Below are 12238 nucleotides of genomic sequence, written 5' to 3' on the forward strand. Positions count from 1 at the left end.
TCACGTTACCTGTCGAAGTGAATGACGCCTTTGATCAGCTCACGGTTGTTGATGACCAGCGCCTCAAAGGTTTCATCCAGCGTGGAGAAAGCCAGATGGTGATTCAGCATCATGTCGGCGCGCAGCTGGCCGCTGGCCATTAACACACGCACCCGATCAAAGTCTTCGCGGGTGGCGTTGCGGCTGCCCATCAGCGTGGCCTCTTTTTTGTGGAATTCACTGTCCGGGATGACCAGATCGCCTTTGTGCAGACCGACATAGACGATGGTGCCGCCGTGCCGCATCAGGTTGACTGCATTGTTCATCGCCGCCGGATTGCCGGTGGCGTCAATCACTTTCAGCGCCAGACGGCCACCAAACTGCTCGCGTAGCGCACTATCGAACGCCTCATCAGCCGGATTCAGTGCCGCCAGACCGAGCTGGTCAGCGACATGCTGGCGACGAAATTCGCTGGTATCCGCGACCACCACCTGCGCACCACTGGCGGCGGCAATGGCGGCGACACCCAGCCCAATCGGCCCGGCTCCGACCACCAGCACCTGCTCATCCGCTCCAATTCCGGCACGCCGCACCGCATGGGCGCTGATGGCAAACGGCTCAATCAGCGCGGCCGCTTCCGGTGCGACCTCATCCACCGCCAGCAGGGTGCTGACCGGCACGCTCAGGTAGTCGCAGAAACCGCCATCCTGATGCACGCCAATCACCGAGATCCGCTCACAGCAGTTGGTTTTTCCGCTCTGGCAGGCGTCGCAGCGCAGGCAGGAGATGTAGGGCATGAGTGCCACCCGCTGGCCTGGCTGAAAGCCTTCCGCGCCACTGCCCAGCGCCACCACTTCTGCACAGATTTCATGGCCCAGTACCCGTGGATAGCTGAAGAACGGCTGATTGCCGGACCAGGCGTGGATATCAGTGCCGCAGATTCCGGCAGTCAGGATTTTAATCAGTGCCTCGCCCGCGGCAGGCGTGGGGGTGTCGCGGATGGCCCAGACCATCTTACGTGGTTCAGCGATGACCAGTGCTTTCATTGTTGTCATGGTGATTCTCCGGTTGTCCTGCTGGCAGTTATGGCGAATCCTGCTCGTCGCGAGGCGTTCGTTTGCGGGAAATGTGAAGCACGGCGATTTTTTTGGGCTTTGAATGGTTTTTAATGCATAAAAAACCGGAGAGTAAGATGAGCCGCAGCCAGAATTTGCGTCAGAACGTTATCAACCAGATGCTGGAAAGTATTGCTCAGCGTCACATCTGTTCACCCCTGCCGCCGCAGGCTGCGCTGGCCGAGATGTTCAATATCAGCCGGACCACGGTGCGTCATACCCTGCACTATCTGCATCAGTGCGGCGTGCTGGATAAAGTCGATCAGACTTACGTTATCGTGCGCGATCCGCGTGAAGAAGACGGCTTTAGCGCCTTAACGCCGCCGATTGAGCAGCAGGCCAGCCACTTCGAGCAGATGTTTTTTAATATGATTAATCAGCGGCAGCTGGTGCCGGGCGACACCTTCAGCGAGCTGCAACTGGCGCAGCAGGTGAAGGTCAGTCCGGTAGTGGTACGCGAGTTTCTGCTGCGCTTTATGCGCTATGATCTGCTGGAGCCGGTGAAACGTGGTCAGTGGCGGATGAAGAAGTTCACGCAGGATTACGCCGAGAAGCTGTTTGAGCTGCGCGAGATGCTGGAAACCCACGCCCTGAGCCGCTTCCTCAATCTGCCCGCCAGCGATGAACGCTGGGTCCAGGCGCGGGATCTGCTGGATCGTCACCGATCGATGCGCGACACCATTGCCAGCAACTATCGCCACTTTGCCGCGCTGGACCGCCAGATGCATTCGCTGATTTTATCCGCCGCTAACAACCCATTTTTCAATCAGTCGCTGGAGATTATCTCGGTGATTTTTCATTCGCATTATCAGTGGGATGAGAGCGATCTCAAGCAGCGAAATATTGTGGCGCTGGAGGAGCATATGGCGATTCTCACCGCGCTGATTGGCCGTCAGGATATCGACGCACTCTGCGCCCTGCATAACCATCTGGCGACCGCCAAAACCTCGATGGTGCGCTCAATCGGTCAGTACAATTAAAAACCGATTAAAAACCACAAAGCATTAGCTCCCGCACGATTCAGAAACATCTTTGCAACATCCTTAACCCTTTGCTCTTAGTCTCGACTGCAACGTCACGGCGGCCTTTTGCCGCTGCGCGCAGACCCCTTCTCACCATAACGATAAGTACCCAGTTTCGGGAGAGTGCAATGGAAAAGACTTCAGTAACCGGCCGCGACAGCGTGACCGGCGACACGCCACCAGGCCAGGATTTCGTGCCGATGCGCAGCGACGTGGTGCGTTCACCGCGCATCCGCAAAGTGCAGATCACGGCAATGTTGCTGCTGCTGTTCGCCGCCATCATCAACTATCTGGATCGCAGCTCGCTGTCGGTGGCGAATATGACCATCCGCGACGAGATGGGGCTGAGCGCCACCGAAATCGGCCTCCTGCTCTCTGCTTTTTCGCTGGCGTATGGCCTGGCGCAGTTGCCGTGCGGTGCGCTGCTGGATCGTAAAGGCCCGCGCATTATGCTCGGTATCGGCATGTTCATCTGGTCGCTGTTCCAGGCGGCCTCTGGTCTGGTGCATAACTTCACCCAGTTCGTGCTGGTGCGCATCGGTCTCGGCATTGGCGAAGCGCCGATGAACCCATGCGGCGTGAAAGTCATCAACGACTGGTTCAACATTAAAGATCGCGGCATGCCGATGGGGATGTTTAATGCCGCCTCGATGATTGGGCTGTCCGTAGCCCCGCCGATTCTGGCGGCGATGATGCTGGTGATGGGCTGGCGCGGCATGTTTGTCACCATCGGTATCCTCGGCATGTTCCTCGCGATCGGCTGGTATATGATTTACCGCGACCGCGATAACAACACTCTGAACGCCGAAGAGATCCACTATCTGCAGGCGGGCAGCGTGGCATCGCGTAAAGAGCCGATCAGCTTCAGAGAGTGGCGCGGCCTGTTTAAGCAGCGCACCATGTGGGGCATGATGATTGGCTTCAGCGGCATCAACTACACTGCGTGGCTCTATATCGCCTGGCTGCCGGGCTATCTGCAATCGACCTATCATCTCGATCTGAAAAGTACCGGCCTGCTGGCGGCGATTCCATTCCTGTTTGGTGCGGCGGGCATGCTGCTGAATGGCTATGTGGTTGATTCGCTGGTGCGTCGCGGCTTTAACGCGGTGAAAACCCGCAAAGTCTGCATCGTCAGCGGAATGCTGCTGTCCGCCGGGTTTACCGCGGTGGTGACCCGCGCGACCGATACCACCAGCGCCGTGACGCTGATTGGGATGGCGCTGTTCTGTATCCACTTTGCCGGAACGTCATGCTGGGGGCTTATCCACGCCAACGTCACCGCCCGCATGACCGCCTCGGTCGGCAGCATCCAGAACTTCGCCAGCTTTATCTTCGCCTCGTTCGCGCCCGTCATCACTGGCTGGGTGCTCGACACCACCAAATCGTTCAGCCTGGCGCTGATGATTTGCGCCTGTGTGACGCTGGTTGGCGCACTCGCCTACCTGCTGCTGGTGCGCCAGCCGATCACCGACGGCGAATAAGCACGGCTGACGGCGGCTACGTCAGCGCCGTCAGGGTGACGCCATATTTTGCACCGTAGCGTTTAATGCCCGCCATCACCTTCTCTGTACTGAGTGGAGGGGGTGGTGGCAACAGCGGTGCCCGTTCACGCAGCGCCGAGTCGAAGCGGGCAAACGTCGCGAAATCACGCGGGAACCGCGCTTCATCCACCCCAATCAATGCCCCCTCATCACGCGCATGGGATAACAGTGCCTGCCAGCGATCAATCTCCGCCAGCCCGATGCTGTCGGTGCCGTGAGAAAAGAGCATCATGTCGATGTTGCGGAACGGTGGCTGTTTTTCGAGGAAGCGTTGCAGCGCCGCCGCGGACGGTTCGGTACAGAACACCAGCCAGAACGGAATCGCCTGCTGCTGCTGGGTACACCAGGGATCCATCAGCAGGAAACTGTCCACCGTCAGCCGGGTCGATAAAATGCCCGCTGCCAGATACCAGTCGCGATAAATCTCCGCCACCACAAAACTCATTGCTTCCGGGTCTTCGTAACGAATCTCCATCAGCTTCCAGTTCTGCGCCGCCGCCAGTTTTTTCAGCGGGGAAATCAGATAACCATCCAGGCCCCACTCCGCTTCCGGCACGTGGTCAGTGATGTCAGGCGGCGTCCAGCGCTCGCGGTCAATACCGTAATGCGCCAGATATTCCGCTACCCGCGGGCCGCCCTGCAAATACTCTTTTTCGGTTGCGCCACCGAGCGCGCCAAACTGAAAGAACGAGCGATCGCTGGTGCGTGTCACCGGCCACTGGCGGGTGCAGTGGTTGATAAACAGCGTTGAACCCGCGGGCAGGCTCCCCATCAGGAATTCATTGAAAGCCAGCGGCAGTTCGCGCAGTTTCAGCCGGAAATAGCGCATCTGGTCAAGCATCAGCCGATCCTGATTCGGGTCATGCATATGGTGCACCGCCAGCCTCGGCCAGGCGGCCAGCAGTGCAGCAGCGATCTCTTTGCCCTGCTCAAAGCTCGCCATCGCATCATCGGGATCGCTGTTGGTCGCCCGCACCGGACAGAGAAAGGTCTGCGGCAGCCAGGGCACGCCCATCGCCGACGCCAGATGCACCAGCGCGCCGTTCGACGAGCCAATAAACGCCGCCGGATAATCCTGCTGCGGGTACTCGCTGACCATCCATTCTGCGATGCCTTCCACATCCAGCTCGCCCGCCTGACGCAGGCTGATACCTTCTGCCATGCCGCCCAACGCATAGCCCCACTCACGCAGCCCGGTCGGCAGACGGTTCAGTGAGGGTAGCAGCCGGTCAAGTGTCGGTGACTGGCTCGGACTGGCAAAGGGACGATCGTGGAGCGCATTGGCCAGCGCCAGCAGCATGGCGGCGGCCGAGTCAAAACGGGCGATGCCTTTGGGCGGTTTACTCATGCTGATTCTCCTGCTGAATGCGCGCCAGGAACGGGCGAATGGCGTTGCAGAAACTCCACGGATAGACGTAGTGCAGCGTGTGCGTGCCGTCGCGCAGCGTCAGGCGTTCACTGTGCGGCATCAGAGCAGCAAGCTCATCCAGCCAGCGCGCCCGACAGATCGGATCGCGCGAACCGCGCAGCAGCAGCGTCGGCGCAGTAATGTAAGTCAGACGATGCTCGATGCGGTCACGCAGCATGGCGCGCATCGTGCCAAAGGCGCGCCAGAGCCCCGCTTTAGCGTAATCGATGCGGGCCAGCGGCCCCGGCGGACGACGCGTTTCCAGGCGGCCATTACGCCAGCTGCGCCACAGCTGACGCGGCAGGCTGCGGGCATGACGATCGACCGTCGGCCCCTGCAACACAAGCCCCGCCACGGCCTGCGGATATTTCACCGCCAGTGCCGCCAGAATCTGACAGCCAAACGAGTTGCCGACCCAGATGGCACGCTGAAACCCGTTGTGCTGCAGCCAGAGCCAGAGTGCGTCAGCCTGCTCATCCACGGACATGATCGGCGCAGAAGCCGGCAGCGCACTGGCCCCAAACCCTGGCAGATCCGGTACCAGTACGTGATAGTCGCGACCCAGCGCCAGCGCCAGCGGCTCCATCGCCCGGCCCGACATCACCAGACCGTGAACCAGCACTACCGGCAGTCCCCGATCTTCATTGGGCGTGACGCGGGTAAACATGCGCCAGTCGCCCACCTGCTGAAAATAACCCGCCAGCCCGGCGTGATGACTGCGCGGCGACACCGGCGGTGTCTGCTTCAGCGCCTGCCAGCGTTTCATGCCCCAAAGCGTAGCTGCCACACCTAATCCCACGCCTGCCACAATCGCTGCCTGTTTTCGTCGATGCTTCCGGATCATCCGCTGCTCCTGATTTGGGAGGAATAATTCAGTGTAGGACGGGATCGGGTTGGGGGCGGGTTATCCGCGTGATGGTGTGAAAAAGTATGGGGTTTCGCATAAGAAGAAGCGGGCGTTGCGGGTGATGAACTCTGGCGGGGAAACTGTCTGGTGTAAGCGGGAAGGCAAGAGACAATACGAATTTCAGGCAATAAAAAACCCGCACTGGGCGGGTTTATTTTATTATCAGCAGAGCTTATCTGCTCAGACTTATGTCTTCATCGCTATTGTAAACGTCGCTGATAATGAGCGCGGCTTACAGCGCTGTGACGTTGCCAGCTGCAGGGCCTTTAGCGCCATTTTCAATGGTGAAGGAGACTTTCTGACCTTCATCAAGCGTTTTGTAGTTATCACCCTGGATAGCAGAGAAATGCACGAATACATCTTTGCTGCCATCATCGGGAGTGATAAAGCCAAAACCTTTATCTGAATTAAACCATTTTACTAAACCAGTCATTTTGTTAGACATAGATATTTCCTTAATCGATTAGCCACTAAGAGCGGCGAAGATGGCCTGTAGTTCGAGATTTACTTATTGGGCACTTAGGAGGAGGCTTTCGAAGAAGGATATCTGTGGATAACACTTGAACTGAAGACTACTTTACTAAAACTGCTTTCATAAGGTCTGTGTTCCAAACCGATGACGCATTAAGACATAGCAATAATAATTTAGCAACGTATATGCTTATTTATTTTAACCATTTAAATGCTTAGATGGCTGAATGGGGAGAGGAGGAGCAGAAAAGATTCACCAGAAGTACCAAAACGCGGTTTTAAATCAGTGAGAAGCAAGAGCAGCAAAAAACAGAGAAGGTGATAATCACAGGTCGATCCCTGACCGCGATTATCGAGGGTTTCTTGCGGGGTGCTTAATACATGGCACCCGGCGGTACGTGTTTGAACGTCTCAACGTAAGCGCGGAACACGTGTTTAATGATGCGTTTCATAGAATACCTGTTTCAAATTTAGTTGAAGATATACTGAAAAAGTATAGCCTCTGTGCGTTTTAACAGCAAATAAATTTGAACCAGATCACAAAAATGGGGCTTTTTCAGGCAAAAGCCCTAGCCCATATAGCCAAGATGTTGTAACAGAATGGTGGAGCCAACGGCGATTAAGACGACGCCGCCCAGCACTTCCGCCCACTTGCCCAGCACCGGACCGATAAAGCGCCCGACCAGTACGCCTGTCGTCGCCATTACCGTGGTAGCAGCACCAATGGTCAGCGCGGTGGTGATGATATTCACCTGCAGGAAAGCCAGACCGACACCGACCGCCAGCGCATCCAGGCTGGTGGCGACGGCGGTGGTTGCCAGCACCATAAAACCATGACTTTGCGGCGCTTCGCAGGGTTCTGCAACGGCCGTCTGACGGAAACCTTCCATCATCATACGGCCACCCAGAAACGCCAGCAGGCTGAAGGCAACCCAGTGATCCCACGCCATAATGTAACGGCTGGCGGCCAGGCCAAGCGCCCAGCCAATCAGTGGAGTCAGCGCTTCAATAGAGCCAAAGATCAGACCGGTACGCAGCGCTTCTTTAAAACCAGGACGATGCAGCGTGGCACCTTTGCCCAGCGCAGCAGCAAACGCGTCCATCGACATACCCAGTGCAAGAATTAAAGTGGCAATAAAGGTCATGATTTATTCACCTGGGGCGAAAAAGCGGCAATTCACGCTGAATTCACCACACAAAGTGTTCAGTTATGAAAAAGTGGGCGCAGTCTACCACGCAAACTCAAAGATAAAAAGACAGTAAAATCAGGGATTTAAGTATAGCAAAGGCTATAACTCTTATCATTCGCTATGAATGGCGCTAAGTCGATGGTGGCAAAGCATTTTCTCCGTGCTGACCTGACCGGTTCAGGCTGCGGGGTGGCGCTTTGCCGCACGCCACCATTGAACCCTGTCGCCGATTACCGGAAAATGCCGGGCTGATAAATATGGGAAACCGGTTATGAATAACCCTTTTGAGACGTTGATCGTGCCGGGTGGCATTTTGCTGCTGGGCTTTCTCTCGGCGCTGCTGCTGCCCGCGCCCGCTTTTAGCGTGACGGTGGCGCAGCATCTGTTGCAGATGTTCCATTTGCAGGATCTGAATCAGCTCTACACAGTGGTGTTTTGCGTCTGGTTTTTAGTGCTCGGCGCACTGGAGTTTTTTGTGATTCGCTTTGTCTGGCGTCGCTGGTTCAGGAGCTGACCGCCTGCGCATCGACCAGCGCTTTTAGCCGTTCGGCGCTACGCGCATAACCCTCACGCGGCAGATGTGCCGCACCCAGTATCAGGCCCGCAGCGTGTTGATCGGCCTGCTGATACCAGATCGACAGCGGCGACGGGGCCATGCCCCACTCTGCTGCCTGCTGCGCAATCACCTCATCCGGCGTACCGGCGGGTAAGCGGACAATCACCGCCAGCCCGGCGCGTTGCAGGTCGGGAAAGTAAGGATGGAGCGCCGCGATCATCTGCTCCAGCCGCTCCTGATAGACGCGCTTCATGCGCCGCAGATGCCGCATAAAGTGACCTTCACGCAGAAACTCCGCTACCGCATTGTGCAGCAATCCCGAAGAGGCTGGCGCAAGCAATGCACACACTTCGCCGAACCGGGTCGTCAGCGCCGGCGGAACCACGATAAAACCGAGCCTCAGTTGCGGCGTCAGCGTCTTACTGAAGGTGCCGATGTGCAATACCCGCCCTTCGCTGTCGAGCGCAGCCAGTGCCGGTGCCGCGCGATTGCCGGGCTGAAGCTCGCCGAGATAGTCATCTTCGATAATCCAGCGCTGCTCGCGGCTGGCCCAGTTCAGTAATGCATGGCGGCGCGCCAGACTCATCGTTATGCCAAGCGGCGCCTGCTGTCCCGGCGTGACCAGCGCGAAAGCGGCATCCGGCGCGCGGGCCATCCCCGCCTCCACCTGTAACCCTTCAGCATCCACCGGCACAGCAACCGGCGTAACGCGCAGCGCGTCAACCGCACGACGCGCCACCCAGAATCCGGGATCTTCCAGCCAGGCCGTTTTGCCCTGAAAATCCATCGCCAGGCCAATCAGGCCCATCGCACCCGCATAGCCGCTGGTAATAATGATCTGGTCCGCCTGACAGCGCAGGCCACGCGCCACTGCCAGATAGGCCACCAGCGCCTGGCGCAGCGTTAAGCTGCCGCGTGGATCGGGATAACAGGCCGGTCTGCTGACCTGCATGCGCGCCTGACGCTGCAGAATGCGCAGCCAGACTTTAACCGGGAACGCATCACTGGCCGGAATGCCCATCTGAAAGGTCAGCGGAGGCGCTTCAGCCGCTTCTGTGCCCGCCAGCAGCTGGCGTTCAGGACTGGCGATGGCCGGTTTTAACGGCGGTAGTGCGCTGACGAAGGTGCCCGCCGCACCTCTGGCCTGCAGAAACTGACCATCGACCAGCATGTCATAGCTGGCGCGAACGGTGCCGCGCGCCACGCCGAGCTGTGCCGCCAGATCGCGACAGGAAGGCAGACGCGCACCGGGCGGCAAGCGTCCTTCCCCAATCGCCTGCTCAATCAGCTGGCGTAGCTGTTCGCTGAAGCCACGTGACGTGCCGCGCTGGAGCGTCAGCGTCGAAAGCGGCGATGGACCAGTCAGACTCTCATTTTTTGGCACTTTATCTGCTCCATTGAAAGGCCGAGAATCGCCCCATCAACCCCAGGAGGCAATAAGATGAGCGAACGTATCGATTTTCACAGTGCGGCACCAGCAGGCATGAAAGCGCTGGGCGGCGTGTATAGTTATCTGGCGCAAACCGATCTGCCGCTCACTTTACTGGAACTGCTGTTCCTGCGCATATCGCAGATTAACGGCTGCGCTTACTGCATTGATTTACATACTAAAGCGCTGAATAAATCGGGTATGGGCTGGGATAAGATCGTATTGACCCAGGTCTGGCACGAATCCGGCACGCTGTTCAGCGATAAAGAGAAGGCGGCCCTGCACTGGGCTGAATGCCTGACGCTGATTGCTCAACAGGGCGCGCCGGATGCCTGCTATGACACATTAAAAGCGCAGTTTAGCGAGAAAGAGATTGTCGATCTGAACATCGCCATTGGCCTGATGAACACCTATAACCGCATGGCGATAAGTCTGAAAAAGCTGCCTGCCAGTGCGAATCAGTCATAAGTGAATCCGATGCGTGCACCGGCGTGCACGCATTTTCAGACTCACAAAAATGTAACATTATTTTTACACAAGCAGCTATTCAGGCTCTCTTCACCTGATTCCTGTTATTCCTTATTGCATAATAAATCGCTAAATTTCAGCGAATTAAATAATTCCGCACCGTTTGCACCCATTTCTGCGTTGCACCAGCATAGGGCTTTTACGCAACAACTCTTTTCAGTTAACCTACTGACTTCACTCTAAAAAACCGCTAATACGCCACTGCCCGTGATGATTAATTCTTATGCTGAATCATTTCTGCATTTAAAAAATAAACAAATGTTTAATTCAGATGCGAGAATGTTATATTCGGATGACAAAGCATAACGTGCAGTTAACGCGTTATCACCGCTTTAACCCTATACCTGAGACTTAACCTTTGAGAAATAGCGCAACGCGCTCGAAAGAAGCGTGACTATTTCGCCTGCGAAACTGTTGGGCTTCAGGTCAACAGAAGAGGATATGTCGCCTCATGTGCAATTCAGCTATAAACCTTGCGCTCGCGATGAGTGCCATGGCAAAGGACACCACTACTACCGCGCAGGAGCGCAAAGACGTTGACGTGCTGCTGATTGGCGCAGGTGTGATGAGCGCTACCCTCGGTGCATGGCTGCAGGACTTAGAGCCGGACTGGTCCATCGAAATGGTGGAGCGGCTCGACAGCGTGGCCGAAGAGTCGTCCAACGGCTGGAATAACGCGGGCACCGGTCATGCGGCGCTGGCGGAGCTGAACTATACGCCTCAGCAGGCGGATGGCAGCATCGACATCTCCAAAGCGGTAACGATCAACGAATCGTTCCAGATTTCCCGCCAGTTCTGGGCTTATCAGGTCCAGAAAGGCAACCTGCGCAACCCTGAAAGCTTTATTCACAGCACGCCACACATGAGCTTCGTCTGGGGCGACGACAATGTCGAGTTCCTGCGCAAGCGTTTCAGTGCGTTGCAGAAAAGCACCCTGTTCCGTGGCATGGCCTACTCCGAAGATCCGAAGCAGATTGCCCGCTGGATCCCGCTGGTAATGAATGGCCGCGACCGCAGCCAGAAAGTGGCCGCGACCTGGACAGAGATGGGCACCGATGTGAACTTCGGTGAAATCACCCGTCAGCTGATCGCCGCATTAGAGAAGAAAGCGAATTTCCAGCTGCGTCTGCGCCAGGAAGTGCGTGAGCTGAAGCAGCTCGCTGATGGTCGCTGGCAGGTCACCCTGCAGTGTCTGAACAGCGGCACGCGTCGTACACTGACGGCAGGTAAAATCTTTATCGGTGCGGGCGGCGCGGCGTTACCGCTGTTGCAGAAAGCCGGTATCCCGGAAGCCAACGGCTACGCCGGCTTCCCGGTGGGCGGTTCGTTCCTGGTCACTGAAAATCCGCAGGTCGTCGCGCAGCACATGGCGAAGGTCTACGGTAAAGCCAGCGTCGGCGCACCGCCGATGTCCGTACCGCACGTCGACACCCGCGTGCTGGATGGCAAGCAGGTATTGCTGTTTGGCCCGTTCGCCACCTTCTCAACCAAGTTCCTGAAGCAGGGTTCGCTGATGGATATGTTCACCTCGCTGAACAGCAGCAATATGCTGCCGATGGTGAAAGTGGGGCTGAAAAGTTTTGACCTGGTGAAATACCTGATGGATCAGGTGCTGCAAAGCGATCGCGACCGGATGGACGCCCTGCGCGCCTATGTGCCGCAGGCGAAGCAGGAGGACTGGCGTTTAGTCACTGCCGGTCAGCGTGTGCAGATCATCAAGAAAGATGAGAAAGAAGGCGCGGTATTGCGTCTGGGCACCGAAGTGGTTGCCTCACAGGATGGTACGATTTCAGCGCTGCTGGGTGCGTCGCCAGGTGCCTCTACCGCGGCACCGATCATGCTGGAGCTGCTGCACAAGGTCTGTCCTGAGCAGATGGCTTCGCCGGAATGGCAGAACAAAATCCGTGCGGTGATCCCTTCCTGGGGTCGCAAACTGAACGGTGACGTGGCGCTGACAGAGAAAGTGTTAGCTGAAACCAGCCGCATTCTGCATCTCGATTACTCGCCGGTCACCCCGATGGCGGCCAACGATGAAGGACGGGAAACCGCATTCGTCGTCGGCAAGTAATTCAGCGCCATTGATAAAGAGGCT

At 57.1% G+C, this 12238-nt stretch carries 12 protein-coding genes; 5 read left to right on the forward strand and 7 right to left on the reverse strand.

Features of this window, described 5'->3' with window-relative positions; all coding sequences use genetic code 11:
* Positions 1 to 5 precede the first annotated feature (5 nt).
* Positions 6 to 1034 (reverse strand): zinc-binding alcohol dehydrogenase family protein, encoded by a 1029-nt coding sequence (locus AC6I8E_RS17660; protein WP_497824266.1) that lies wholly within the window; start codon positions 1032 to 1034, stop codon positions 6 to 8.
* A 137-nt stretch (positions 1035 to 1171) separates the two neighbouring features.
* On the opposite strand from AC6I8E_RS17660, the gene AC6I8E_RS17665 reads away from it, so the two are divergent.
* Together AC6I8E_RS17665 and AC6I8E_RS17670 are read left to right on the forward strand one after the other, a co-directional pair.
* Positions 1172 to 2074, forward strand: coding sequence for a GntR family transcriptional regulator (locus AC6I8E_RS17665; protein ID WP_013359418.1), 903 nt, complete (start codon positions 1172 to 1174; stop codon positions 2072 to 2074).
* Positions 2075 to 2244: 170 nt separating this feature from the next.
* A complete protein-coding gene (locus AC6I8E_RS17670; RefSeq protein ID WP_497824267.1) occupies positions 2245 to 3597 on the forward strand; it encodes an MFS transporter in 1353 nt (450 codons plus the stop codon).
* A 16-nt stretch (positions 3598 to 3613) separates the two neighbouring features.
* Here the strand turns inward: AC6I8E_RS17670 and AC6I8E_RS17675 are convergent, their stop codons facing one another.
* The 5 genes from AC6I8E_RS17675 to mntP all read right to left on the reverse strand — a co-directional run bounded on the left by AC6I8E_RS17675 (position 3614) and on the right by mntP (position 7588).
* A complete protein-coding gene (locus AC6I8E_RS17675) occupies positions 3614 to 5005 on the reverse strand; it encodes a hypothetical protein (RefSeq protein ID WP_497824268.1) in 1392 nt (463 codons plus the stop codon).
* Positions 4998 to 5909, reverse strand: a complete 912-nt coding sequence (locus AC6I8E_RS17680) for an alpha/beta fold hydrolase (protein ID WP_033784255.1) — start codon at positions 5907 to 5909, stop codon at positions 4998 to 5000. Before AC6I8E_RS17680 ends, AC6I8E_RS17675 begins: the two co-directional genes overlap by 8 nt.
* A gap of 295 nt (positions 5910 to 6204) precedes the next feature.
* Positions 6205 to 6417: a transcription antiterminator/RNA stability regulator CspE gene (gene cspE, locus AC6I8E_RS17685; protein WP_010253500.1), complete on the reverse strand. Its 213-nt coding sequence runs from the start codon at positions 6415 to 6417 to the stop codon at positions 6205 to 6207.
* A 400-nt stretch (positions 6418 to 6817) separates the two neighbouring features.
* Positions 6818 to 6895, reverse strand: coding sequence for a stress response protein AzuC (azuC, locus tag AC6I8E_RS17690; protein ID WP_123809971.1), 78 nt, complete (start codon positions 6893 to 6895; stop codon positions 6818 to 6820).
* Positions 6896 to 7012: 117 nt separating this feature from the next.
* A complete protein-coding gene (gene mntP / locus AC6I8E_RS17695; RefSeq protein WP_013359423.1) occupies positions 7013 to 7588 on the reverse strand; it encodes a manganese efflux pump MntP in 576 nt (191 codons plus the stop codon).
* A gap of 316 nt (positions 7589 to 7904) precedes the next feature.
* On the opposite strand from mntP, the gene AC6I8E_RS17700 reads away from it, so the two are divergent.
* Positions 7905 to 8147 carry a DUF1158 domain-containing protein gene (locus tag AC6I8E_RS17700; RefSeq protein ID WP_013359425.1) on the forward strand — a complete coding sequence of 81 codons (243 nt, stop codon included), beginning with the start codon at positions 7905 to 7907 and terminating at the stop codon, positions 8145 to 8147.
* On the opposite strand, the gene pdxR is transcribed toward AC6I8E_RS17700, so the two are convergent.
* The gene (gene pdxR / locus AC6I8E_RS17705) at positions 8137 to 9573 is read right to left on the reverse strand and encodes a MocR-like pyridoxine biosynthesis transcription factor PdxR (RefSeq protein WP_497824269.1); all 1437 of its coding nucleotides are present in this window, start codon (positions 9571 to 9573) and stop codon (positions 8137 to 8139) included. The genes AC6I8E_RS17700 and pdxR overlap by 11 nt on opposite strands.
* Positions 9574 to 9630: 57 nt before the next feature.
* On the opposite strand from pdxR, the gene AC6I8E_RS17710 reads away from it, so the two are divergent.
* Positions 9631 to 10086, forward strand: a complete 456-nt coding sequence (locus tag AC6I8E_RS17710; RefSeq protein ID WP_013359427.1) for a carboxymuconolactone decarboxylase family protein — start codon at positions 9631 to 9633, stop codon at positions 10084 to 10086.
* Between the two features lie 511 nt (positions 10087 to 10597).
* The gene (gene mqo / locus AC6I8E_RS17715; protein WP_033784258.1) at positions 10598 to 12214 is read left to right on the forward strand and encodes a malate dehydrogenase (quinone); all 1617 of its coding nucleotides are present in this window, start codon (positions 10598 to 10600) and stop codon (positions 12212 to 12214) included.
* Positions 12215 to 12238: the final 24 nt, after the last annotated feature.

This window comes from Pantoea sp. X-Soil-YNGN-785 (genome assembly GCF_059730585.1).